General features: G+C 63.7%; 22 protein-coding genes and 2 tRNA genes. 12 read left to right on the top strand and 12 right to left on the bottom strand.

Annotated elements, in window-relative coordinates:
* The first annotated feature begins 134 nt into the window (after nucleotides 1-134).
* Together BN3001_RS05760 and BN3001_RS05755 are read left to right on the top strand one after the other, a co-directional pair.
* On the top strand, nucleotides 135-1133 hold the full coding sequence (locus BN3001_RS05760) for a helix-turn-helix transcriptional regulator (protein ID WP_058270829.1): 999 nt from the start codon (nucleotides 135-137) through the stop codon (nucleotides 1131-1133).
* Nucleotides 1130-2101, top strand: a complete 972-nt coding sequence (locus tag BN3001_RS05755; RefSeq protein ID WP_058270828.1) for a WYL domain-containing protein — start codon at nucleotides 1130-1132, stop codon at nucleotides 2099-2101. The genes BN3001_RS05760 and BN3001_RS05755 overlap by 4 nt, the downstream gene beginning before the upstream one ends.
* 57 nt (nucleotides 2102-2158) lie before the next feature.
* Here BN3001_RS05755 and BN3001_RS05750 read toward each other — a convergent pair whose 3' ends face one another.
* Nucleotides 2159-5110, bottom strand: coding sequence for a helicase C-terminal domain-containing protein (locus BN3001_RS05750; RefSeq protein WP_058270827.1), 2952 nt, complete (start codon nucleotides 5108-5110; stop codon nucleotides 2159-2161).
* On the bottom strand, nucleotides 5110-6087 hold the full coding sequence (locus BN3001_RS05745; RefSeq protein WP_058270826.1) for a D-alanine--D-alanine ligase family protein: 978 nt from the start codon (nucleotides 6085-6087) through the stop codon (nucleotides 5110-5112). The genes BN3001_RS05750 and BN3001_RS05745 overlap by 1 nt, the downstream gene beginning before the upstream one ends.
* A gap of 134 nt (nucleotides 6088-6221) precedes the next feature.
* On the opposite strand from BN3001_RS05745, the gene rlmN reads away from it, so the two are divergent.
* A complete protein-coding gene (gene rlmN, locus BN3001_RS05740; RefSeq protein WP_082630020.1) occupies nucleotides 6222-7328 on the top strand; it encodes a dual-specificity RNA methyltransferase RlmN in 1107 nt (368 codons plus the stop codon).
* Nucleotides 7329-7406: 78 nt separating this feature from the next.
* Here rlmN and BN3001_RS05735 read toward each other — a convergent pair whose 3' ends face one another.
* The 9 genes from BN3001_RS05735 to rpmH all read right to left on the bottom strand — a co-directional run bounded on the left by BN3001_RS05735 (nucleotide 7407) and on the right by rpmH (nucleotide 12530).
* Nucleotides 7407-7652, bottom strand: a complete 246-nt coding sequence (locus BN3001_RS05735; RefSeq protein ID WP_148362955.1) for a hypothetical protein — start codon at nucleotides 7650-7652, stop codon at nucleotides 7407-7409.
* A 1-nt stretch (nucleotide 7653) separates the two neighbouring features.
* Nucleotides 7654-8520 carry a DUF7119 family protein gene (locus BN3001_RS05730; RefSeq protein ID WP_148362954.1) on the bottom strand — a complete coding sequence of 289 codons (867 nt, stop codon included), beginning with the start codon at nucleotides 8518-8520 and terminating at the stop codon, nucleotides 7654-7656.
* A complete protein-coding gene (locus BN3001_RS05725; protein ID WP_328585292.1) occupies nucleotides 8513-9313 on the bottom strand; it encodes a ParA family protein in 801 nt (266 codons plus the stop codon). The genes BN3001_RS05730 and BN3001_RS05725 overlap by 8 nt, the downstream gene beginning before the upstream one ends.
* 162 nt (nucleotides 9314-9475) lie before the next feature.
* Entirely contained in the window at nucleotides 9476-10276 is an 801-nt protein-coding gene (gene rsmG, locus BN3001_RS05720) for a 16S rRNA (guanine(527)-N(7))-methyltransferase RsmG (RefSeq protein WP_235815057.1), read from the bottom strand.
* 136 nt (nucleotides 10277-10412) lie between these two features.
* Nucleotides 10413-11018, bottom strand: a complete 606-nt coding sequence (locus BN3001_RS05715; RefSeq protein WP_235815056.1) for a Jag family protein — start codon at nucleotides 11016-11018, stop codon at nucleotides 10413-10415.
* 35 nt (nucleotides 11019-11053) lie between these two features.
* On the bottom strand, nucleotides 11054-11812 hold the full coding sequence (locus BN3001_RS05710) for a YidC/Oxa1 family membrane protein insertase (protein WP_058270823.1): 759 nt from the start codon (nucleotides 11810-11812) through the stop codon (nucleotides 11054-11056).
* 20 nt (nucleotides 11813-11832) lie between these two features.
* Entirely contained in the window at nucleotides 11833-12057 is a 225-nt protein-coding gene (yidD, locus tag BN3001_RS08200; RefSeq protein ID WP_082630019.1) for a membrane protein insertion efficiency factor YidD, read from the bottom strand.
* A gap of 7 nt (nucleotides 12058-12064) precedes the next feature.
* Nucleotides 12065-12388 carry a ribonuclease P protein component gene (gene rnpA, locus BN3001_RS05705; RefSeq protein ID WP_058270822.1) on the bottom strand — a complete coding sequence of 108 codons (324 nt, stop codon included), beginning with the start codon at nucleotides 12386-12388 and terminating at the stop codon, nucleotides 12065-12067.
* Between the two features lie 7 nt (nucleotides 12389-12395).
* Nucleotides 12396-12530, bottom strand: coding sequence for a 50S ribosomal protein L34 (rpmH, locus tag BN3001_RS05700; RefSeq protein ID WP_058270821.1), 135 nt, complete (start codon nucleotides 12528-12530; stop codon nucleotides 12396-12398).
* 347 nt (nucleotides 12531-12877) lie between these two features.
* Here rpmH and BN3001_RS08470 point away from each other — a divergent pair, with 347 nt between their 5' ends.
* The 7 genes from BN3001_RS08470 to gyrA all read left to right on the top strand — a co-directional run bounded on the left by BN3001_RS08470 (nucleotide 12878) and on the right by gyrA (nucleotide 23680).
* The gene (locus BN3001_RS08470) at nucleotides 12878-14035 is read left to right on the top strand and encodes an ATP-binding protein (protein WP_058270820.1); all 1158 of its coding nucleotides are present in this window, start codon (nucleotides 12878-12880) and stop codon (nucleotides 14033-14035) included.
* Nucleotides 14036-14147: 112 nt separating this feature from the next.
* Nucleotides 14148-15647 (top strand): DnaA ATPase domain-containing protein, encoded by a 1500-nt coding sequence (locus BN3001_RS05690; RefSeq protein ID WP_058270819.1) that lies wholly within the window; start codon nucleotides 14148-14150, stop codon nucleotides 15645-15647.
* A gap of 277 nt (nucleotides 15648-15924) precedes the next feature.
* Nucleotides 15925-17028 carry a DNA polymerase III subunit beta gene (dnaN, locus tag BN3001_RS05685; protein ID WP_058270818.1) on the top strand — a complete coding sequence of 368 codons (1104 nt, stop codon included), beginning with the start codon at nucleotides 15925-15927 and terminating at the stop codon, nucleotides 17026-17028.
* 2 nt (nucleotides 17029-17030) lie between these two features.
* On the top strand, nucleotides 17031-18125 hold the full coding sequence (gene recF / locus BN3001_RS05680) for a DNA replication/repair protein RecF (protein ID WP_058270817.1): 1095 nt from the start codon (nucleotides 17031-17033) through the stop codon (nucleotides 18123-18125).
* Complete coding sequence (locus BN3001_RS05675; RefSeq protein ID WP_235815055.1) at nucleotides 18118-18672, top strand: hypothetical protein; 555 nt, start codon at nucleotides 18118-18120, stop codon at nucleotides 18670-18672. The genes recF and BN3001_RS05675 overlap by 8 nt, the downstream gene beginning before the upstream one ends.
* 203 nt (nucleotides 18673-18875) lie before the next feature.
* Nucleotides 18876-20873 carry a DNA topoisomerase (ATP-hydrolyzing) subunit B gene (gene gyrB / locus BN3001_RS05670; protein WP_058270815.1) on the top strand — a complete coding sequence of 666 codons (1998 nt, stop codon included), beginning with the start codon at nucleotides 18876-18878 and terminating at the stop codon, nucleotides 20871-20873.
* 17 nt (nucleotides 20874-20890) lie between these two features.
* Nucleotides 20891-23680, top strand: a complete 2790-nt coding sequence (gene gyrA / locus BN3001_RS05665) for a DNA gyrase subunit A (RefSeq protein WP_407938267.1) — start codon at nucleotides 20891-20893, stop codon at nucleotides 23678-23680.
* Nucleotides 23681-23780: 100 nt separating this feature from the next.
* On the opposite strand, the gene BN3001_RS05660 is transcribed toward gyrA, so the two are convergent.
* Nucleotides 23781-24332 (bottom strand): bifunctional nuclease family protein, encoded by a 552-nt coding sequence (locus BN3001_RS05660; RefSeq protein ID WP_235815054.1) that lies wholly within the window; start codon nucleotides 24330-24332, stop codon nucleotides 23781-23783.
* Between the two features lie 112 nt (nucleotides 24333-24444).
* On the opposite strand from BN3001_RS05660, the gene BN3001_RS05655 reads away from it, so the two are divergent.
* Nucleotides 24445-24521 (top strand) — tRNA-Ile (locus tag BN3001_RS05655).
* Nucleotides 24522-24583: 62 nt separating this feature from the next.
* A tRNA-Ala gene (locus tag BN3001_RS05650) sits at nucleotides 24584-24659 on the top strand.
* The last annotated feature ends 76 nt before the right edge of the window (nucleotides 24660-24735 follow it).

Genomic DNA, 24735 nt, shown 5'->3' with positions numbered 1-24735 from the left:
CGATTCAACGATAGAGTATACGTCTAAAGGTGCACGTTCGCCGACGCGGCGCGCTCCAAACGGGCAACGGGAGCCCGCCGGGGCCCGCGCTCGGGCGACGGAAGGCGAGGCGCGGCGTGGGCAAGGGAGGTCGCATGAGCGAGACGCGCCAGGAGGGCGGCGGGTGCATGACGAAGGATGACGAGCAGGCCCGGCGCCTCGCGAGCCTCATTGTCGCGTTCTCCAACGCCAGAGGGCCCCTTGCCGGCTCGGAGCTGCATCGGCGCTACTACGGGAGCCTGGTCAAGGACAGCTTCGACACCGCCTTCAAACGCGACCGACGACGTCTTGGGGCGTTGGGCCTGGTGCTTCGCCCCGTTTCGCTCGGCGGAGGGCAGGCGGGATGGAGGGCGGACCCCGACGAGAGCTTTGCCGGCGAGCAGGGGCTATCCGACGAGGAGGCCCTGCTCGTTGACCTCGTCTGCCAGCCCCTCCTGGATGACCCCGAGTTTGCCCTGCGCCATGAGCTTGCGCGGGCGCTCGAGAAGGTGGACCGCCGATACATGGGGGGCGCCGTGCGGCGAAGGACGGCGAGGGATGACGGGGGCCTGACGGCGGGGCTCCTCCGAGCGCTGTCGGAGCGACGCCCCGTTGAGGCGCTCTACCAGGACGCCCGAGGAGAGACGAGCCGCCGCTCGCTCGCGCTTCTCGGTGCCTTTGGACTGCACGGCTGCATCTATGTCGTGGCGCAGGACAGCGCCGAGCTGGCCGCGGGCGCGCCGTGGCGCGAGCGGGCGCGGACCTTTCGCGCCGACCGCTTCCTTGAGCTGCGGGCGGGCGGCGATGCGGGCGCCTATGAGATTCCCGCCGACTTCGTCGTCAACGCCTTCTGCAAGCTTCCCTTCCAGATGGGGCCTCGTCGCGCCCAGGCGCGCGTCGTCGTCCCCCCGTCCTGCGACCAGGACGCCCGCGGCCAGCTTGAGGCCGGGGCGGGACGACGGGACGGCCGACGCGAGGAGGGGGAGGTGTGGCTCGTCGACGTGGCGGATCTCAGGGGCGCGGCGCGCTGGCTCATCGGGGCCGGCATGACCCCCCTTGATCCGCCGTCGCTGCTGGAGGCCTACCGCGCCGTGCTGCGGGAGGCCCTCGCATGAGCGCCGCCAGGGGACGACGGGGCGGGACCGACGAGGCGCGCGAGCTCGCCCTGCTCCTGGGGGCCCTCGCGCACGAAGGCGACGCCATAGACGTTGCGGGCATCTCGGGACGGCTGGGCTGCGACCGCGAGCACGCCCGTCATCTCATGACCCTCCTCCTCCAGCTTGAGGACGAGGGAGGCACCCCGCTGCCGCTCGTCGTCGAGGGAGACGAGCCTGACGCCGTCACCCTCTTCTCCTTTGGCCATGGCATCAGGGGGCGCGCGCTACGCCTGAGCCGCGGCGAGACGGAGGCGGTGCTGGCAGCGCTGACACGGCTGGGCATGAGCCAGGACGACCCCCTCGTCGTCAAGCTGCGCAGCTCGGCGGGAGACCTTGCGGTGCGCGGGGGCGAGGTGCTGCGCACGCTGGGGTCCATCGCCGGAACGTCCGACGTGACAGGGCTGCTGCGCTGCTCGCTCGCGCTTGTGGCCGAAAGGCGCCTGGCCTTCTCATACCAGGGACGGCTCGACGAGAGGCCCCAGAGGCGCGTCGTTTGGCCGCTGGAGGTGCGCAGCGAGGGAGGCCACTGGTATCTTGACGCGGCCGACTGCGCCCGCGACGCCCGACGCAGCTTCCGCATCGACCGGATGGGCGAGCTCGCGCTTGCGGAGGGAGACGAGACGCCGCCCCTGGAGCCGCGCAAGGGAGACGGCAGGGAGGTGCGCCTGGTCTTTCGCGAGCCTGCCCTCCTTGACGAGGCCCCCTGGCCCGGCCTGCGCGTGTGCTCGACGGGCGCGGGAGTCGTCGAGGCAACCGTCCCCTACTTTGGCGGCAGCTGGCTCGTGCGGCGGCTGTGCTCCTGCGGGGCGGGCGTCATCGTGCGCGACGAGGCGCTGCGGCGCGAGGTCCAGGACCATGCCGCCGCCCTGCTCGGGGCCCTGCCGAACCAGGACGGAGGGGCGTTCGCGCCAGAGGGGCGCCCCTGATTCTCGATCGGAGGACGCCCGGGCACACAGGCTCGGGAGTCGCCAGGCCCCGATTTCCTAACCCTCGCGCGAGCGGCGCCAGGTCTCCAGGTAGCGGGCCATGTGCGCCCTCTCGATCCGGATGGCGTTCGGGTTGGGAAGCGACCTGACGAACTGGCTGCCGTAGCGCTTTGACACCAGGCGCGAGTCTGCCAGCACCAGGACGCCAACGTCGCTCTTCGTGCGGATGAGGCGGCCGGCCGCCTGCTTCGTCGAGAGGACCGCCTCGGGCAGCGAGTGGCGCCACCAGGCGCGATCCTCCCTCAGCTCACGTTCCCGAACCAGAGGGTCATGGGGACTCGCAAAGGGCAGCTTGGGAATCACCACGCAGCGCAGCGTGTCGCCGGCGGCGTCAAACCCCTCCCAGAACGACTTGAGCGCCATGAGCGAGCAGCCCTCGTCGGCAAGAAAGCGCTCCCTCAGGCGGCGCGGCGAGGAACCACGCTCCTGACACAGCAGCTCAAGCCCCTCCTTGGCCAGACGCGGGCGCAAGGACTCGTGCAGCCGCTCCATGTCACGGCGATTGGTGAAGAGCGTGAGCGTGGAGCCTCCCATGGCACGATGCACGTCAAACAGAAGCTCCTCAAGGGCAGGCAGGTAGGCGGCGTCGCCGGGGACGGGCATGTCTTGGGCGATGACGACGGACATGTTGCGCTCAAAGTCATAGGACGAGCCCAGGCTCAGCCCCGCATGGCGCCCCGCCCCCTCGACGTCAAGACCCACCGCATGGTCAAAGTGGTCAAAGCTGCCGCTCACCGTCATGGTCGCCGACGTGAACACCACGCTGCACTCCTGAGACAGCCAGCGCTCCCCCAGGTCGGCCCCCACGTCGATCTTGCGGGCCATAAGGGCGTCGCCCCTGCGGTCGCGCCGACGGCAGGACAGCTCGGCCGAGTACACGAAGCTCTTGTCGTCGCCGCGCGCCATGAGCCCCAGCGACGCGGACAGGTCGGGCACGAAGGCGGCCGCGGCGCGAAGGTCGGCGGCAAATCCCGCGTCAAGCTCCGCCAGCGCGTCCGCACCGTGTCGAAGGTCCTTGTCCAGCTCGTCCATACGCTCCTTGGCGCAGGTCAGAGCCTCCGCGACAAGCCGCCACTCCTGCGTCGCGCGGACGGTCTCGTCAATCCAGAGCTCCATGGTGTCATAGCCGCCCGTCCTTCCCAGCCCGCCCAGCTCGTGGATGGCGTCGACGAGCGTCCCCATGGCCTGCGCGGCGGCCGCGGAGGTAGCGGAGAGCTTCGTGAGGAGGCGCACCTGGAGCGTCGAGCCGGAAACGGCAACCAGGCGGTCGAGCAGCGACCTGATCGTCCCGCCCTTGGTGTCGCCCAGGCGCTCGAAGCCCTCCTGCGCGACGCGGCCCGACACCTCGCGGGCCCATTGACGGCGCGCCTCAGCCTCGAGGCCGTGGGCCTCGTCGATGACCCAGTGGCGGATGGGGGGCAGGATGCGCCCCTCCATGTCGATGTCCCTCAGCAGCAGCGCGTGGTTGGTCACCACGACGTCGCTCTGCGCGGCGCGGCGGCGGGCTCCGTGAACGAGGCACTCGTTGGGAAAGTAGGGGCATGCCGCGCGCAGGCATTCCTGCGGCGTCGTGGTGAGCATCGTGCGGGGCACGTGCCGCCAGCGGATGCCCAGGGCGTCAAGGTCGCCGTCCTGCGCCTGGCAGGCAAAGGCGTAGCTCACGGCCATGGCCGTGAGCATCTCGGAGCGGGCCGTGTTCTTTGACGTCCCGCCCTCCGGAGGCGACGGCAGCTCCACGAGCGACGCGGCGTCAAGACGGCTCAGGCAGAGGTAGTGCTCGTAGCCCTTGAGGCTCGTAAAGCTCACGCCCCGTGGAAGGACGCGCGAAAGCGCGGGAAGCTCCCTGGTGACGAGCTGGTCGGCCAAGGCGTTCGTCTTGGTCGCCACGCCCACGCTCACGTCGTTCCCCTGGGCAAAGAGTATCTCGGGGAGCAGATATGCCAACGACTTGCCCACGCCGGTTCCCGCCTCGATGGCGCGATGGGAGCCTTCCTCAAGGGCGTCGCGCACCTCCAGAGCCATGGCGAGCTGCTCGGGACGCTCCTCGAAGCTGTCGTAGAGCGCCGCCGCCAGGCCGTCGGGGCCAAACGCGCGCCTGATGTCGCCGGCGTCGGGCGCTCGCAGGTCCATGAGCTCCGCCGCGTCAACCCTGGGCGCATCGTCGGCAGGGCGGCGCAGGGCGGCGCGCGCCGCCTTCAGCGAGAAGGGCGCGGGATCGTTCATGCTCGCTATATGGGAGAGGATGGGGCGAAACTGCCAGGCGACGTCTCCGTGCATGGCGGCCAGCTTGGCCACGAGGCCCTGCGGCAGCTCAAGGAGGCCGGCGAGGATGACGGGCCACATGCCGCACAACGCGTCGACATCGTCCATGGCGCGGTGCGTCACCGAGTCGCAGCCAAAGGCAGCCGCCATGTCGGAGAGGCGATGGGACGTCAGCAGCGGCAGGGCGATGCGCGAGAGCGAGAGCGTGTCGACCCAGTAGTCGCTCACCTGCCGCCCGCCTCGCACCTTCTCGACGAAGGTGCGGTCGAAGGCCGCGTTGTGCGCGAGGACGGGCATGCCGCCGACGAAGTCCGCCAGACGAGCGACGGCCTCCTCGCTCGTCGGCGCGCCGGCCACGTCTATGTCGCGAATGTGAGTGAGGGCGCTTATCTCGCTCGGAATGGGCCGCCCGGGGTCAACGAAGGTCTCAAAGCGCTCCACGACCTCCTTGCCCTGAATGCGCGCGGCCGCGATCTCGATGAGCTCGCAGCTCTTAAACGAGAGGCCCGTGGTCTCGGTGTCAAGCGCCACCACGCCGTCCTCGAGCGGGCCAAAGTCGCGCGTGCGGGCGACGGCGGCAAGGCTCGCGTAGCGCCGGAGCGTCCCCTCGGGACACCCGGGCGTCATCAGGCGCGCAAGGGCCCCCTGCCCCGCATCGCCCTCCTCGCGCCGCTTGTCAGGGCCCATCAGGCGATCTCGCGGCCGGAGGCCGCGTCCTCAAGGGCCCACATGACCAGGCGCCGGCACAGCTCCGGAAACTCGATTCCCGCGCGGCGCGCGGCGTCGGGAAAGAGGCTCTGCTCGGTCATGCCCGGAATGGAGTTGGTCTCGAGCATCACGGGCGTGCCGTCGGCCCGGACGATGAAGTCGGTGCGAGAGGCGCCCCGGCAGCCCAGGGCTACGTGCGCCCTCACGGCAAACCCCTGCGCCCGCTCATAGACGTCCCTCGGCAGGCGGGCGGGTATGATGTGGTGTAGCTCGGCGGGTTCATACTTCACCGTGCAGTCGTAAAACGCGGAGTCAAACGCGATCTCGATGACGGGAAGGGCCGTGGGCTCGTCGTTGCCGATGACGGGCACGGTTATTTCCGTCCCCTCGACGCACTCCTCGACAAGGACGCGCCCCCCCTGCGCCCCCGCCGCGCGCACCGCCTCCGGAAGCCGGTCGGTCGCGGTCACGCGCGACACGCCAAAGCTAGAGCCATTTGCGGCGGGCTTCACGAAGAGCGGAAGGCGTAGCTCCTCCACGAGCGCGGCGGCCTGATCGGCCGTGACGGAGCAGCCCGCCTCGACGACCCTGCCCCGGGGCACGGGGATGCCCGCCGCGCGACAGACGTCCTTGGCCTTCTCCTTCTCGGTCGAGAGGGCCGACGCCAGCACCCCCGAGAAGGTGTACGGCAGGTGCAGGATCTCCAGAAGTCCCTGGATGCTACCGTCCTCGCCGTACCTCCCGTGCATGGCGACGAAGGCCACGTCGTAGCCGCCGTGGGCGATCGTGTCGATGAACGACGCGTCGGCCACGTCGACAAGGTCAACCGTGCCAAAGCCTGCCTGCTCAAGGGCGTCCCTACAGGCGCGGGCCGAGGCCATCGAGATGTCCCTCTCGTCAGACCAGCCGCCGCCGAGGACTATGACCTTATAGTGTGTTAGCTCGGTCTTCTCCATTGAGGGCTCTCCTTTTGGCGCAGCATGCTAGCGTAGAATCACACGCGCGAGGCGTCTGCCGCCGGGATGGTCCCGGTGGCTCAGTCGAGGATACTCCACCTTGGGAGACATACACAGAATGGGACCTGCGAATCATGCAGAATGACACGAGCGACATCACTCGAGACCGCCCGACCTCCTCTCTGACGGACGAGGCGGCCGTGCGCAGGCAGGACCTGCGCGACCTGGACGACGCGGGACTGAGGGAGCTTTTGAGGCAGCTGGGGCAGCCCGCCTTCAGGGCGCGGCAGATCGAGGAGTGGGTCTGGGCCAAGAACGCCTCCTCCTTTGACGAGATGACCAACCTTCCCAAGACGTTGCGCGCACAGCTTGAGGAGCGCCTGTACCTGGACGTCCCTACGGAGGTCGTGCGGCAGGCGTCCGCGGACGGAAGCAGAAAGTACCTGCTGCGCCTTGCCGACGGCGTCACCGTGGAGTGCGTGGGCATGCCCTCGCGCGACAGGCTCGCCGTCTGCGCCTCCACGCAGGCCGGCTGCGGCATGGGGTGTGCCTTCTGCGCCACGGGAGCCTCCGGGCTTACGCGGTCACTTTCCATGGCCGAGATATATGAGCAGGTCATGCATGTACGTGACGACTTTGGCCGGCGCGTGACGAGCGTCGTGCTCATGGGACAGGGGGAGCCCTTCGCAAATTACGACGCATCCGTTGGCGCCCTGCGCAAGCTCAACTCCCCCGACGGCGCGGGCATCGGGGCGCGTCATCTTACGGTGTCAACCTGCGGCATCATTCCCATGATCATGCGCTTCGCAAACGAGCCCGAGCAGTTCTCGCTCGCGGTCTCGCTTCACTCCGCCGTGCAGCGAACCCGTGACGCCCTCATGCCGGGCGTTAAGAAGTTCTCGCTCATACATCTGTATGACGCCATGGGCGACTACGTCGACAAGACCGGACGTCGCCCCACGTACGAATATGCTCTGATCAAGGGCGTCAACGACACGGACGATGAGCTGGGCGCGCTGTGCGACTTCTGTCGCGACAACCTTGCCCACGTCAACCTGATCAAGCTCAATGACGTCAAGGGATCCAGGTTTCAGCCTTCCTCGGACGCACGGGCCCAGGAGTTTGTGAGGCGCCTCTCCTCCGTCGGCGTCGTGGCCACCGTGCGCAACTCTCGCGGCGCCGACATCGATGCTGCCTGCGGGCAGCTCAGGCAGAACGTGGGACGCAGGTCCATTCGCTAGCGTAACGGGACGCCCCTAGCCGTAGCGGCGCCCCGTGATTATAGAACATATGTTCTTATATTTGAAACGTCACTCCTCTTACGCCTGGATGAGCTGCTCCCACTGCCTCTCTATGTCCTTGCGACGTCGTTCGAGCTCTTGTACGTCAACGCTCGGAGCTGCCACTGACAGGCTCTGGTCAAGGCAGGTGCGCGCAAGGTTGAGCATGTCTTTGCCTGCGTCCGTCACATGCCTGCGTGCCTCGGGCGTCAGCAGAATCCGCGAGGCGCCGTAGACGGCCGCAACCGCAACCACAATTCCAACAAGCCTGTGCCTTTGTCTCATGCTACTCACTTCCCGACTGCGCGGCAACGATGAGCTCCGTCAAACGGGCAAGCTCTTCCTCGTCAGCAAACTCGATCTCAATCTTGTTCCTGTTTCTCACGCGTTTGACGCGTACGCCTGTGCCAAGACTGATGCGCAGCTGGCGCGCCGCCCGCTTGAATGCCTGGGGCGTCGGCTCACGATGGTGTGACGTCTCCGTATTGACAGATATCAATGGAGCGAGATGTTCTGTCTGACGTACTGTCAAATTGTCATCAATAACCTTTTGGGCAAGGAGCAGCCGTTGATTTTCACCCGCCACGGATAGGATGGCACGAGCATGGCCGGCTGTTATCTTTCCTGACGCCATCATCTCCTGCACTTCTCGGGGCAGGTCAAGCAGGCGCAGCGTGTTCGCTATTGCTGACCGTGACTTTGATAGGACTTGGCCAAGCTGCTCCTGCGTAAAGCCGTTCTCCTTGAGCAGCCTGGCATACCCTTGTGCCTCTTCAATGGGATTGAGGTCTGCTCGTTGAAGATTTTCAATGAGGGCAAGCTGAAACACTTCGTCGTCGGAGATATCGCGTACGACGGCAGGAAGTTCCGTGAGACCAGCCAGCCTCGCCGCCTGATATCTTCGCTCGCCAGCAACAATCTCGTATCGTTGACCCTTTTTTCGTACGAGGATAGGCTGGAGGACGCCATTCTTTTGTATGGAGTCAGCAAGCTCATGAAGCTTGTCCTCATCAAACTCCTTGCGCGGCTGATCCTTGTTTGGCATGATCTGTTCGATGGGAATCGTCGAGTCTGCCGTTATGGCACCTACCTCAGCGTCGGCCACGCCCATAAGCGATTCAAGGCCCTTTCCCAATCCACTTTTTCTAGCCACGACGCACCACCTCTCGAGCAAGCCGTTGATAGGCCAAGGCGCCCTTGTTCACACGCGAATAATGGTTAATCGGCAACCCATGCGACGGCGCCTCTGACAGCTTTACGCTGCGTGGGATGATTGACTTGAACACCTTCGTTCCAAAGTACTTTCGTACCTCGTTGACCACTTCTCGCGAAAGCGTTGTGCGCGCGTCAAACATCGTCATAACGACGCCAAATACGTCAAGATTGGGATTAAGGCGTTTTTTTACCATCTTCATGGTCTCAAGAAGCTTGCTCAATCCCTCCAGCGCATAGAACTCACATTGGATGGGAATTAGGATTGAATCTGCCGCCACAAGTGCGTTCATTGTCAATAATCCCAGAGACGGAGGACAGTCTATGAAGACATAGTCAAACTCCTTGGCTATGGGCTCAAGAATCTCCTTGAGTATTGTTTCACGTGAAACATGAGCGACAAGCTCAATTTCTGCTCCAGCGAGCTGGATGGTCGCCGGAACCACAAAGACGGATTTTTCTATGGTTGGAAGCACCATTTCCTCAACAGGCACGTCCTTAAGCAGGGCATCATAGATGTCATGTGGTAGTTCGTCCTTCTGGATGCCAAAACCGCTTGAGCTGTTTCCTTGAGGATCAAAATCAATGAGGAGAACCTTCTTCTTGTTTTCTCCTAAGGCTGACGCAAGATTGACGGCCGTCGTTGACTTTCCCACACCACCTTTTTGATTGATGATGGCGATAATGCGTGTCTCTTTATCGGGAAAGGCACGCTTTATGTCCTTGTACTCCACATATCCTCCCATGGTTCCATCATAGAAGCTTACCAGCGCCATTTACTCTCATTGACGTATGATACGAGCCTTGGATACGTTGATAGAATGTACCTTGCTACCTGTATGACATAGTAGCTCTTACTTCGCCTATTTTTTTGACTCTCGTCATGACACATACGTTTAAAGAGGTTTATTTTTTGCCATTCCAATAGCTCGTGGAAGGTGAAGACGAGGGTATGATGATTTCTCAAACGTAAAAAGCTCACGATGCCCAAGGTCGTGAGGAAGATCGAATGTTTCACGTGAAACAAGCTTCATGCCGCACAGGCGAGCCGTATGGAGAGCGTGTTGTACCTCATCATCAGAAATGCGGGCCTTCGAGCAAATCAGAAGACCATGCTGTTGTAAGAGAGGCGACGCATACTCGACGAGCACATTCATACTTGCGACAGCGCGTGCCATGACGAGAGAAAAGGACTGCCCTTCCGTTTTTGCGAGAGCCTCAGCCCTGAGCGAGCTTGTTGTGAGCTGTGATGTCAAACCAAGCTCACCAATGAACTCTCTGACAGCCATGACCTTCTTGTTGACGGAGTCAAGAAGAAGGCCGTTCATGCCTGTGACGATGCCAAAAGGAATGCCAGGAAATCCTGCCCCTGTTCCAATGTCAAGAAAGCGCTCCTGCTCAGCGGAGCAACACGTTAGGACGCGGGATGCATCATATATGTTGACGACAAGAAGTGAGTCAAGCGCGTGCAGAACCAATGCTGATTCCATGCTGGTAATTCTCGTGAGATTGAGCTGCTTGTTTTTTTCAATGACAAGCAGGATATGTTGGATGAGGAGTTTGGCTTGCTCGGGAGTGAGAGAGAGACCGTATGAAGACGCATAGGACATCAAGACCTCAATCTTGTCAGCGTCGGGAAGACTATGCGCTGAATCCGAATGTCCCATGTCAGCTACGATTGCATCTGAAACGGCCATGTGACAGAACTCCTTGATTCAAGAACAATTGACAGAAAAAGGGGAGAGATCATATCTCTCCCCATAGTGTACGACAGCATGTTATACGACAGCAGAAGCTGTCATGACGAACAGCTACGAACTATGCGTCAAACGGTCAGCGCACGAAGGTCACGACGACCTTCCTCTGCGGGTCAACGCCTTCTGAGTGCGTGCTGACCCGTTCGCTGTTGGCGAGCGTCAGATGCACGATACGCCGCTCGTAGGCATTCATCGGCGCCAGACGAACCTCACCGCGCTGCCTGATGGCGCGAGCCTCGGCCTGCGTGGCAAGGGAGACGAGCTTCTGCCGGCGGCGGGCCTTATACCCCTCTATGTCAATGACGATGGGGTAATGAAAGCGCATGACGTTGCTCATGTATGAGGTGACGAGCATTTGGAGGGCATCAAGGGTGCGTCCATGCCTTCCGATGAACACGGCAAGATCGTCACCACTCACGTCAAGAATCAGCTCACCATCGTCACCATCATATTCGTCTATCGTGACATGCTCCTCGCCAAAGAACGTCATGAGCTGTCTGACATAGGTAAGGGCCACGTCCGCGATGGCGTCAACGTCTGCATCACTCAGATCGCTGCCGGACTCAAAGCGTTCCCTGATGTCGGCAAAACGGTCCTGCGACGAGACGTCAGAGACTACAGCAGCCGTCGCACCTTCTTCTAGAGCGCCGGTGGTGGAGGAACTCATCTCATCCGAATCCACGCTGACCTCCCTTATACTGAAAACTTTCTGAATATTTACTTCGTCTTCTTGGGCCGGGGCTTGCGCTCCTTGCGGACGACGTCAAGCTGGACGGGCTGGTTGGCCAACTTTGCCTCCGTCTCGGCCTTGACCTTGTCCATGACGCGCTGCGTGACGACTATCTGCTGAATGACCTGCCAGACGGCGGAGGTGTCATAGTACAGGATGACGGCGGCGGGCAGGCCCCATCCGACCCAGAGCATCATGACGGACATGACGGCGCCCATGATGAGCGACTGCGAGCGCTGCTCCTCCTGCATGTTCTTCATGTTCATGACCATGGGGATGAGCGTCAGGACGCCAAACGCCGCAACGAGGGCCGCATACACCCAGCCGCCCGCAAATCCCAGCTCTGCCATGGCCCCCGACGCGGACTGCGAGAGCGAGGGAATGATGTTGTAAAAATGAGCATCGCCGCCCACCTGGCGGGCGACGGTAAAGAGGGCAAAGAAGATGGGAGCCTGGAGCAGCACGGGCAAACATCCGCCAAGCGGGTTGAACTTATGCTCCGAGTAGAACTTCTGCATCTCCTCGTTCATGCGCTGAGGGTCGTCGGCGTAGCGCTCCTGAATCTCCTTGATCTTGGGCTGGAGCGCCTGCATGCGCGCGGACGAGGCCGTCGAACGCGTCATAAGCGGCGTGATGAGCAGACGGATGAAGAGGGTCAGGATGATGATGGCAAGGCCCCAGTCACCACAGACGCCCTGAATCGCAGCAAGGATGCTGGTCAGAAGATTACATATCCATTCCCACATGGTTCCTCCAGGTAAGGCAGCTAGGGTACGGGGTCGAACCCGCCCCTGTGCAAGGGATTGCATCTAAGGACTCTTCTCACCGCAAGGAGGCTCCCCCGTGCGGTGCCATAGGTCGAGATGGCCTCGACCGCGTACTGGGAGCAGGTGGGCACATAGATGCAGTGACCCCTGAAGAGGGGGGAGATCACCCGTTGATACCAGCGGATGGCGCGAACGATCAGCTTCCCCGCATCTATGCGGCACATGGCGCGCTCACCTGATTCCCGCTTTGCCAAGTACGACCTCAAGGGCCCGCGCAAGTTCGGTCGGGTCGCTTATGTGCGTCTGACGCGTCGCAAACAGGATGAGGTCGCACCCCCGGCGCGGAAGCCCACATTGGCGAGCGGCCTCCCTGAGCAGTCTCTTGCATCTGTTCCTGAGGACGGCGTTTCCCAGGCGTCTAGGTGCAACAAAGGCGACCCTTCCAAAGTCGCCTTCATCACCCACAAGAGCTGTCATACGCACAAGCCTGTGATTGACTCGTCGTCCCGTCGCGTAGACCCTCTCAAAATCGCGCTTGGACTTGATGGTCTTCATGACGAGCTTAGACGGTCAGCTCCTTGCGCCCCTTGGCGCGGCGACGGGCGAGTACGGCACGACCGCCCTTGGTGGCCATGCGAGCACGGAAGCCATGCGTCTTGGCACGCTTCCGCTTGTTGGGCTGATACGTACGCTTCATTGCAAACCCTCCTGGGATACCAAAAAACTAATGTGAGCAAGCCCTAAGATTGTATGAGTCATACCTGGACGCTGTCAAACATTCCCTGCACACCACACATAAAATAACCGCCAATCACCCCCACGACCATGATGGTGCGCGGCGGGCGCTGACGCATGATGAATGACCTACGTCAGGCGCGCACTTCTTTCATCTATGGCGTGGTACTATTTTTCTTGCATGACTGCTTTGTAACTGTGGTTTTCTACAACATTGCACCATTGTTGAAATATTCCATTCACGTATCGCACTTTGGATGAAAGTTTTCAACAATGACGAATGGATATCGAAAGGGGAGGTGAGGGGCCATGGCCAGGGATTTCTTCCCCTTTGTGGGAGACGACGATCCCGGCGAGGGCCCACCATCCGAGACGCACACGCTCGTGGTCAGGTATCCCGCGCGCATCGCCGTCTATGACGACGTCTCCGCGGCGCCGCGCGTCGTCGTCATAGAGCCCCAGGACGTCCGGCCCTATCTGGACGAGATCACGGCGACGGTGTCCCGCCTCGCCAGGGAGCAGGGCAGCACGGTGCCCTTCATGGTCATTCGCGAGATCGTGGAGAACTTCATTCACTCCTTCTTCCGCCAGCCGACCATCAGCATCCTGGACGACGGCAACACCCTGCGCTTTTCAGACCAGGGCCCCGGCATCAAGGAGAAGGACCGGGCGTTGCAGTTTGGCACCAGCTCGGCCACGGAGGAGATGCGCCGCTACATCCGAGGCGTCGGGTCGGGGCTGCCCTACGTGCAGCAGTACATGCAGGACAAGGGCGGTGCCCTCACCATCGAGGACAACATCTCCACCGGCACGGTCGTGACCATCTCCGCCGTGAGGGCGCCACATGCGGATACGAGGACGGCAGGGTGCGCCCCTCAGGCGGCGGGGCAGCCCTCCACGGCGTCGTGGCCCGCCCAGCCGTCAGGTCTCATGGGCGCAGGGGCCGCGGCGACGGTCGTACCCGCGGCGAGCGCGCCGTTTGGGACGGCGGTCTCATGGCCGCTCGCACACCCGGCCGCCTCCTATCAGGCGCAGTCTCAGGCGGGATGGCCGCAGGCGACGCCGGGCGCCATGCCGTCCATCATGCCAGGCGTCGCGACCCAAAGTCAGGGCTCGGTGGTCTGGGGATCGGCGCCATCAGCCCCCCTGCCCGCCGCGACGTACCCCACGGCGCCGCCGTGGCCGTCCGTGCCTGGCGCCGCATCCGCCGACGAGGCGGGAGCTCACGCCCTTGAGATCAGTGAGCGGGGCCACCTCGTCCTCTCGTTTCTCCGCGACCATGAGAGCGTCGGTCCCACGGACCTCATGAGGGCGTACGGGAGCTCTCAGCCCACCTGGTCGCGCGAGCTCTCGTCATTGGAGGACCTGGGGCTTGTCAACAAGCGGCGCGGCGAACAGAAGCGTCGCCTCTCCGCGGCGGGAAGGGCGTTTCTCGCGGCGACAGATGGCGACGCTCATCCTGCATGAGGCCGACTTTCCCTCACCTGAGCGAGTTTTCATCATATACTAGGGAACTGCGCGCCACGAGCGCTCACTTTTCTACAATCTCGCAGCCCCGCATGGGCGTCAGGTGGACCACATGGACTCGACGCAGGACGACGCAAAGCTTCTCTGGCATGACGTGCTGGTCATGCTGGGCACCAAGAGCCTGGCACCTTCGGTTCTCGCCATGCTTAAGAGCTGCGACGTCATCAGCTTTGACGGCTCGGCGCTGTCCATCTCCACCAACCTGGGCTTTGCCCAGAGGAAGATTCGTCAGTGCACGCAGCTCATAGAGGCCTGCCTTAACGAGGCGGCCTTCCAGCCGGTAAAGCTGAGGGTGCTCCTTGCGCAACCGAGCGAGTCGATGGAGATTGACACCAGCTCGCATCTTTCCAGCAGCGAGCTGAGGCGCATCACCTCCGAGGCCCGCGCGCAGGCGCCCGCCGAGGCACACTCGCCGGCTGACGGCGCGGCGGCAAACGCCAGCCCGCTCGCGGACACCGCCAGCGACCTCGCCGACTCAAAGCTCACCTTTGAGCGCTTCGTCGCGGGCGAGGAGAACATGCTGGCCTTCGAGGCGGCAAAGCAGGTCGCCAACGGAGAGAACAAGGGATACAACCCGCTGTTCATCTATGGGAAGAGCGGCCTGGGAAAGACGCATCTTCTGCGGGCCATCCAAAACTACGTGGTCACCAACGACCCGTCGCGCGTCTGCGTGTATCGCACGGCGGCGGAGTTCGTGGAGGACTATCGCATCGCCTGGAACAACAGCGAGACCTCGGCGCGCAGCGCCCTGTCCAACAACTACCAGAACGTCGACATACTCATCATCGACGACGTGCAGAACATGCGCACGGCGGCAGGCACGATCCGCTTCTTCTTCGAGACCTTCAACGCCCTCATTGCCCATGGCAAGCAGATCGTGCTCGCCGCCGACCGATCGCCGTCGCAGCTGGGCATGGGGGAGAGCAAGTTCGACGAGCGCGAGACCAGCCGCATGGACTCCGGTGTCACCGTGAGCATCCAGGTGCCCGACTACGAGCTCAAGCTCAACCTCATAAACGCCTTCTACGAGCGCATGCGCCAGGACGCCGCACGCGAGCACGTGGGAGGCCTCACCGGCAGCATCAGCGAGGACATGCGTCAGCTCATGGCCGAGCGCTCGGGCACCAACATCCGCGTCATAGAGGGCTTCGTCCAGACCTGCATCATGAACGCCGGCCGGCTCGAGCAGAAGGGCGCCGCCCTGGGGCGGGAGGACGTCATCCGTCTGGCGAACGCCAAATGGCCCAGCGGCCAGCGCGCCGTGACCATCGAGCAGATCCAGAAGGCCGTCGAGGGGCACTACGACGTCTCCCACTCAGAGCTCGTGGGGTCAAAGCGCAACAAGGAGCTCATGGAGCCGCGTCACGTGGGCATCTGGCTCACGCGCGCGCTCACGGACAACACCCTCGCCGACATCGGCAAGAAGTTTGGCGGGCGTTCGCACGCCACCGTCAAGCACAGCATCATCTGGGTGGACAAGGCCATGAAGGAGGACCGGCTCTTCCTTGACCAGCTTGAGACGCTCAAAGAGAGCATCATCGACAAGGGTTGAGATGTTGAAACCTACGTTGAAACCGTTGCGACGAGCTATGAAAACCAGGCGTTCGGTGTCGAAGGACGATGGGAGGAGGGGCGCTGATGTTGATGATGAAGAGTTCCGCCCCCTGTCCCGTCGCGCGAAACATGCCCTTCCACCTGCCTGACGTCACAGTTCTCTACAAAGCGTCACGCGATATTGTTAGTACTGTTCTCTTATATATAAGACAGTATTAGTAGCAGCAACCAACCTTTGCCCTGCGCCCGGGGCGACCGCGTCGAAAGGGGTCACGATGAAGTTCTCGGTAAGCCAGTCATCCTTGGAGAGGGCCCTCGCCGTCGTGACGAAGGGTATGGCGTCAAACTCGACCCTCCCCATCCTGTCAGGCATCCACATCATCGCCAGACCTGGGGCCATCGAGCTGCAGACCACCAACCTCACCATCTCGATACGACACAGCGTCGCCGCCAACGTCGAGGAGGAGGGAGAGACGGTCGTCGCGGGCAAGACCTTGCAGGCCATCGTGAAGACGCTCTCGGACGCGGCGGTCAGCTTCGAAAGCCGCGACCACATCGTCGTCATCGCCTGCGAGAAGTCTCGCTTTCGTCTCAACACGCTCGACGCGGCGGACTTTCCCGAGTTTCCCTCCTACACCCTCGAGCGTTCCATCGAGCTTCCCTGCGCGCTCGTGGGTGCCATGGTCGACAAGGTCTACAAAGTGACCTCAAAGGACACCTCGCGACCCATCCTCTCGGGCGTGCTCCTTTCCGTCCACGAGAACACGATTCGCATGGTTGCCACGGACTCGTATCGTCTCGCCGTGTGTGACTCCAACACCGAGACATCCGGTGCGGACGAGCCCTTCACGGCCATCGTCGCCGGCTCCACCCTGCATGACGTGCTCTCGCTGGCCTCAGACGCCGACAGCATGATGATGGGCACCAACGAGAGCCAGGTCGTGTTCTCGTTTGGTGCCACGACCTACGTAGCCCGAAGGATCGAAGGGACGTTTCCCAACTACAAGCAGCTGCTGCCGTCGAGCTGCGGAACCTCCGTCACCGTTGACGTCGAGACCCTCTCGGCGGCCCTCAGGAGGGTCTCCGTCATCGCCCAGGCCAACTCGTCTGTGCGCTTTGACATCGACGTCGAGGGCGAGGTCATGAGGCTGTCGGCATCCTCTCCTGACCAGGGCGACTCGACGGAGACGGTCCCCGTCCGCGCGGAGGGAGAGAGCATGTCCATCGCCCTCAACTATCACTACGTCTTTGACTGCGTCAACGCGGCGGCCACAGACAGCCAGCTGACGCTCGAGCTCCAGAACACCATGCAGCCCGGCATCTTCAAGTCGTATGGTCAGATCAACTACCTCTATCTGCTGATGCCCGTCAGGATGTAGCCATGGGACTGCTCGTGCGGACCCTCACGCTCGACGACTGGCGCAACTTTCGCCACGAGGCCCTGACGTTTGCGGGGGGCATGACCATACTGCACGGCCATAATGCCGCGGGCAAGACCAACGTCATAGAGGCGCTCCAGCTCCTGACGGCTGGATGTTCCTTCAGGCGCCCCCGACCTCAGGACCTCATCTTGGAGGGCGCGGCCGGCGCCCGCGCCGTCGCGACGCTCACCGGCGACGGACGAGTCATCGACGTGGCCTGCCGCGTCGAGGGCGCGCGACGCCTCTTTGAGCGCAACGGCAAGCGCTGCGTGGCCGCCGACCTTCCCGCGTCGCTGATGAGCGTGCTCTTTACGCCCGACGACCTCTCGCTCGTCAAGCGTGGGGCCTCATGGCGCCGAGACGAGCTCGACGCCTTCGGCAGACAGGTCAACAAGGGCTACGGGAGCGTCCTGGGCTCCTACCTCCATGCCGTCGAGCAGCGCAACCGTCTGCTCAAGGATATCAACCCGGACAGCTCCCTGCTCGAGGCCTGGGACGAGTCCCTGTCACTGGGCGGCGCGACCCTCCTGGCCGCACGCGCGAGGATGTTCACGCGCCTGGCGGCGCACATCAAGAGAATCCACGCCCAGCTCGCGGAGGGAGAGCGCCTTGACTGCTCCTACCTGTGCTCGCTGGGCGCCGACGTCGACCCTACCGCGCTCTCCCGAGACGAGCTGCGCGAGATCTTCCTCAGGCGCCTGGGCGAGCTGCGCGAGCAGGAGCGACGCCGTCAGCAGACGCTCGTGGGACCTCAGCGCGACGACGTGACCTTCCTGGTTGACGGCCGCGACGCGCGCTCCTTTGCCTCGCAGGGCCAGCAGCGCACCATCGTGCTGGCGTGGAAGATGGCCGAGCTGGCGCTCAGCCACGAGCTCACGGGCGGTGCGCCTCTGCTCTTGCTTGATGACGTCATGAGCGAGCTTGACGAGCGACGTCGCATCGCGATGACGAGCTTTGTGCAGGAGGGCGTCCAGACCGTCATCACCACCACGAACCTGGGATACTTTCCTGACTCGCTCCTTGAGGCCGCGCGGGTGGTGAGCATAGGTGAGTGAGTGGAAGCCTCCAAGCTCGGGCGCCCTGAGGTCGGTGTGGGGTCTCAACCCGCGCGAGAGGGGCTCGGAGTCAGTTGACCACCTTCTGGGACGCTTCCTGTCTCGCGGTCTGGGACGTTCCCTGAGCGCCAACCAGCGCGCTGCCGTCGCATGGCGCGACGCCAACGGCGACGTGGAGCGTACGCACACCTGCGGCGTCTATCTGCGCAAGCCCCCAAACGACGCACTGCCGCCGGTGATGGGCGTCTACGTTGACTCCCACGCGCGGCTGATGGACTGGAACACCAACCGAGAGATCTACCTCGCCCGCCTCGCCGCGGCGGGCCTCGAGCTCTCGGGCCTTGAGTTCAGGCTGGCGCGCAACCGCCGCCCGCCCACGCCATCCCGCGCCCCCTCGCCCGCCGTGACCGCGCCCCTCTCGCCGCAGGATGAGGAGCGCGTCCGTAGGCGCTGCGCCGACCTGCCGCCGGGACTGAGGGAGCGCCTGGCCCAGGCCATGAGGGACAGCCTGCGCCGCGACCGGACGCCCCCTCCGCCCGCGTCGTGACGTCCGTGCGCGCCCGCGCCGGGGGACACGAGGATTGACGCAACGGGCTCAAAATCGCCGTCACAACGCCGGAGAGGCGATGTTGCTCCCTCACGTTACCGATAGTATTGTCGCTCCGAAGTATTTCTTGGGTTTACGGGCGTTCTACCCTAAAATTAGAAGACTGTGTTCTCAACGTGTACCCCTGCAAGGAAGGGAAGCTCGTGGCAACAAGCAACAGCAACTACGGAGGCGGCGAGATTAAGGTCCTCGAGGGCCTCGAGCCGGTCCGCAAGCGGCCTGGCATGTACATCGGCACGACCTCCGCGGCGGGCCTCCATCATCTGGTGTGGGAGATCGTCGATAACTCCGTCGACGAGGCCATGGCGGGATTCTGCACCAAGATCGCCGTGACCGTCCACCCGGACGGCTCGGTGTCCGTCGAGGACAACGGGCGCGGCATCCCCGTCGAGAAGCACCCCCAGAAGAAGATTCCCACGCTCGAGGTCGTCCTCACAATCTTGCACGCCGGCGGCAAGTTTGACAACGCCGCGTACAAGGTCTCGGGCGGCCTGCACGGCGTGGGCATCTCCGTCGTCAACGCGCTCTCCAGCAGGCTCGTCGCCACCGTCAAGCGCGACGGCGGCATCTATCAGATGGAGTTCTCGCGTGGCAAGGTCACGAGCAAGATGAAGAAGATCGGCAGCTCAAAGGCAACGGGAACCACCGTGACCTTCTGGCCCGACGAGACCATCTTCGAGACGACCTCCTTCAGCTACGACACGCTGCACGACCGCCTGCAGGAGACGGCCTTCCTCAACAAGAACCTCAAGATCGTCCTCACGGATGAGCGCGAGCTGACGCCGCGCGTGGATGAGTTCTGCTATTCCGGCGGCATCATCGACTTCGTCAAGTTCCTCAACGCCGAGAAGACCATCCTGCCCAACTGCCAGCGCTCCATCGTCTACATCGAGGGAAGCTCCGACCCTGGCGAGCCCGTTCACAGGAAGGGTGACGTCGAGGTGGCCCTTCAGTGGAACGCGGGCTACTCCGAGACGGTCATGTCCTTTGCCAACGACATCTACACCGAAGAGGGCGGCATGCACCTGGAGGGCTTCAGGACGGCGCTCACTAAGACGATCAACGACTACGCCCGCTCAAAGAAGCTCCTCAAGGACAAGGACCCGAACCTGACGGGAGATGACGTGCGCGAGGGCCTCACGGCCGTCATCTCGGTCAAGCTTCCCGACCCGCAGTTCGAGGGCCAGACCAAGTCAAAGCTCGGAAGCTCCTACATGCGCTCGCTCACCAACAGGGTCGTGTCGCAAGGGCTCTCCGACTATCTTGAGGAGCATCCCAACCAGGCGAAGGAGATCTTCAAGAAGGCCTCCTCAGCGGCCCGGGGGCGTCTTGCCGCCCAGAAGGCCCGCCAGGCGACGCGCCGCAAGGGACTGCTGGAGAGCGCCGCGCTGCCGGGCAAGCTCGCCGACTGCTCGGTGCGAGACCCTTCCATGACCGAGCTGTTCATCGTGGAGGGCGACTCCGCAGGCGGCTCGGCAAAGGACGGCCGCCGCCGCGACATCCAGGCCATCCTGCCCCTGCGCGGCAAGATCCTCAACGTCGAGCGCGTGGGCGACCATCGCGCCTTCTCGTCCGAGTCCATACAGTCGCTCATCACGGCCATCGGCACGGGCGTGACCAACAACACCGGCGACGGCGGCGACTTTGACATCACCAAGGCTCGCTATCACAAGATCATCATCATGACCGACGCCGACGTCGACGGCGCGCACATTCGCATCCTGCTCATGACGTTCTTCTACAAGTACATGCGTCCCCTCATCGACGCGGGATACGTCTATTCGGCCTGCCCCCCCATCTTTGGGGTCAAGGTTGGCAAGCGCGTCCACTATGTCTACCCGGCCAGCAAGACTTCCGAGGAGACGCTCCTGGCCCGCGCCATCGACAAGCACGTTCCCCTCGACGCCGAGGGCAAGAAGCGAAAGTACAGCGTGCAGCGCTACAAGGGCCTGGGCGAGATGGACCCCCAGCAGCTGGCCGACACGACGATGGACCCCAAGACCCGCATCCTGCAGAGGATCACCATCGAGGACGGTCAGAAGGCCGCCCTGTCAGTCTCACGCCTCATGGGCACGCAGGTTGAGTATCGCCGAGACTACATCGAGCGTCACGCCAAGGACGCCCGCTTCCTCGACATCTAGACGAAGGGACAAGCCACGTGGCTGACGAAACGACAACCAGGCCGGGCGCCGACGATGACGCCATGATGCCCGATGACCTCCGCGAGCTGCTCGCGCGTGCCCAGCGCGACCAAGAGGACCCGCCGCTGCCGGTCTATGACCCCGACGCTGACGACGAGGCCGCCACGGACAACGACGCGGACGCCGAGACGGATGACGACCTCGAGCCGCTCCCCGACGCCCGCGGCGGCGGGGACGATACCGACATCCACGGCGGGACGTTGCAGACGCGCGAGTTCGGCCACGAGATGGAGCAGTCGTTCATCGAGTACTCCATGTCGGTCATCACCGCCCGCGCCCTGCCGGACGTGCGCGACGGCCTTAAGCCGGTGCATCGCCGCATCCTCTACGCCATGAACGAGGCGGGCATCTTTCCCAACAAGCCCCACAAGAAGTCGGCCTGGACGGTCGGCGAGGTCATCGGCAAGTACCACCCGCACGGCGACGTGGCCGTCTATGATGCCATGGTCCGCCTGGCGCAGTGGTTCTCCATGCGCATCTCCCTGGTTGACGGCCACGGCAACTTTGGCAACATCGACGGCGACTCGGCAGCCGCCATGCGCTACACCGAGAGCCGCCTGGCCCGCCCCGCCATGGAGCTTCTGCGCGACCTCAACAAGGACACCGTGGACTGGCAGCCCAACTATGACGAGTCGCTCCAGGAGCCCTCGGTGCTGCCTTCCCGCTTTCCCAACATCCTCGTCAACGGGTCGCAGGGCATCGCCGTGGGCATGGCAACCAACATCCCGCCGCACAACCTCGGCGAGGTCATTGACGCCACCTGTCTGATGATCGACAACCCCGATGTCACGATTGACGAGCTCATGCGGGTCATGCCGGGCCCCGACTTTCCCACGGGCGCCGTCATCATGGGCTCCGAGGGCATCCGCCAGGCATACGAGACGGGCCGCGGCATCCTCACCGTGCGTGCCAAGGCGCACGTCGAGTCAACCAAGGGCGGCCGCAACAAGCTCGTCTTCACGGAGTTTCCCTACGGCGTCAACAAGGGCAACCTTCAGGAGAAGATCGCCACGCTCGTCAACGACAAGCGCATCGAGGGCATCTCTGACATGCGCGACGAGTCCAACCGCAAGGGCCTGCGCCTGGTCATCGAGCTCAAGCAGGGCGCCATCCCCGAGGTCGTGCTCAACAACCTGTACAAGTTCTCGATGCTCCAGACCTCCTTCGGCATCATCGACCTGGCCCTTGTGGGCGGCGTGCCCAAGCTGCTCTCGCTCCCTCAGATCCTCAGGCACTACATTGACCACCAGGTTGACGTCGTCACGCGCAGGACGCGCTTTGACCTCGCGAAGGCACAGGCGCGCGCCCACATCCTCGAGGGCCTGCTGCTGGCGCTCGACCACATCGACGAGGTCATCTCCATCATCCGCTCAAGCCGCACGGACGCCGAGGCGGCCGCGCGCCTGACCGAGCGCTTTGCCTTCACCAAGGAGCAGACGACGGCCATCCTCGAGATGCGCCTGCGGCGCCTGACCGGCCTGGAGCGCGACAAGATCGAGCAGGAGCTCGACGGCCTCAGGCGTGCCATCGCCTACTACGAGGAACTCCTCGCCGACGAGAGGAAGATCCTCGGCGTCATCAAGAGCGAGATGCTCGAGATCAAGGACAAGTTCGCGGACGCGCGCCGCACCGCCATCTCGGACGCGCCGGTCGTCCTTGACGTAGAGGACCTCATCGCCGAGGAGGACATGGTCATCACCGTGACGCACGCCGGCTACGTGAAGCGCCTGCCCGTCTCGACCTATCGCTCGCAGCGCCGCGGCGGCAAGGGCATCCAGGGCCTCTCGCTCAAGGAAACCGATTTCGTGGAGGATCTCTTCGTTGCCTCCACCCACGACTACGTGCTCTTCTTCACCAACAAGGGAAAGGTGTACCGCGTCAAGGTGCACGAGCTGCCCATTGGCTCGCGCCACGCCCGGGGCTCGGCGCTCGTCAACGTCATACCGCTGGAGGACGGCGAGCATCCCACCGCCGTCATCACCACGCGCGAGTTCCCCACCGACGAGTATCTGATGTTTGCCACCCGTGACGGCATGGTCAAGAAGACCGCCATGAGCGACTATGACAAGAGCCGTCGCGACGGCATCATCGCCATCAACCTCAAGCGCAATGACGAGCTCGTCAACGTGCGTCGCGTCAAGCAGGGCGAGAAGGCCATCCTGTGCTCCACGGCGGGCAAGGCCATCGTCTTTGACGAGTCCGAGATTAGGCCCACGGGACGCGCCACCTCGGGCGTGCGCGGCATCACGCTCAAGGGCGACGCCAAGATGCTGGGCATGGAGATCTCCAACGGCAGGGGAGACCTGCTCGTGGTGACCGAGAAGGGCTACGGCAAGCGCACGCCCGTGAGCGAGTATCCCCAGCACCGCCGCGGCGGGCAGGGCGTCGCCACCATCTCGATGACCGCCAAGAAGGGCGACCTCGTGGCATGTCGCGTGGTGGGTCCCCAGCACGAGCTCATGATCGTGTCCGAGGAGGGCGTCGTCATTCGCGTCAAGACGGCGGACATCTCGCGGCTCGGCCGCTCGACCCAGGGCGTCCGCATCATGAACATGAGCGACAACGACCGGGTGAGCGCCCTCGCGCGCATGGTCGCCCGCAAGAAGAAGGCCCCCAAGGCCCAGGCCAACCAGGGCGTGCTCGACCTCGCCGGCGCAGGCGCCGCCGACGCCGCCGAGGAGGAGCCCGTTGACATCGGCGGCGAGGAGGAGCTTGACGACACCATGATCGAGGGTGACGACGAGTAGGCCCAGCCCGTGACCTGCGAGCCATGACCTGCGACCTCTCGCGAAGAGAGTCTGCTGCGGCCCGCCTCCCACTGGGACGGCGGGTCGCGGCGACGATGGGCTAGGAGAAGTCCTCGGGCGAGAGGTGCTCGACAAAGTCGTGAAACTCCTCGAGCTCCTGTTGCCTCTCCCGCTTCTCGACCGCGTCGAAGTCGGGCATGGTCGCGCGTTCGAGCACGGTCTCGTCGGCAAAGATGGGCACCTCCGCGCGGATGGCGAGCGCCAGCGCGTCCGAGGGTCGGGCGTCAAGCTCCACGTGGCGGCCCGACGCGCAGCTCACGTTGAGACGGGCAAAGAAGGTCGTGCCCCGCACGTCAACGATCTCGACGGAGTCCAATGACCCGCCCATCTGCCCGATGCAGTCAAGCAGCAGGTCATGGGTAAGGGGTCGCCCCACGGGCGAACCCTCGATTCCCGCCGAGATACAGCTCGCCTCGAGCACGCCGATGCGAATGGGGAGTCGCCCCGAGGCCCCTCCGCCCTCGCTGCCGGCCGATCGCGGCCGCAGCACGACGAGGGATGACATGGGCCCCGCCCCGACCATGATGGTCTGTATGTCCATGCGTACCATGAGCACCCCCTCGTGTGGCAGCCTGTCCCTATGTCTGGCCATGGTACCCGTCCCGCCTGCCCTGCCCGCCCACAATCGATAAATTATGGCCGAGGAATTACCAACTTGACGGTTGACCTCTTTGGCTGCGGGGAGTAACATCTCTCCTTGCGTTGGGCCCGTAGCTCAGTTGGTCAGAGCGTCCGGCTGATAACCGGGAGGTCACAAGTTCGAACCTTGTCGGGCCCACCACCTTCCTTGATAATAATCACCCCAGCGTGAGCCGAGTCGCCGCTGGGGTGATTATTGCTAAAGGGGACGTAGCTCAGCTGGGAGAGCGCGGGCTTTGCAAGCCTGAGGTCGTGGGTTCGAACCCCATCGTCTCCACCACACGACGCGAGGTCACGGGCGTTTCGCCTGTGACCTTTTCCATCTGCCCAGCCCCGCCGTCTTGGCGCGCCCTCGT

The sequence above is a fragment of the Olsenella massiliensis genome (assembly GCF_001457795.1).
GTDB classification, from domain to species: Bacteria; Actinomycetota; Coriobacteriia; order Coriobacteriales; family Atopobiaceae; genus Olsenella_F; species Olsenella_F massiliensis.
Note: the sequence above shows the minus strand (reverse complement) of the source record. Positions and strands in the feature narration are given on the sequence as shown.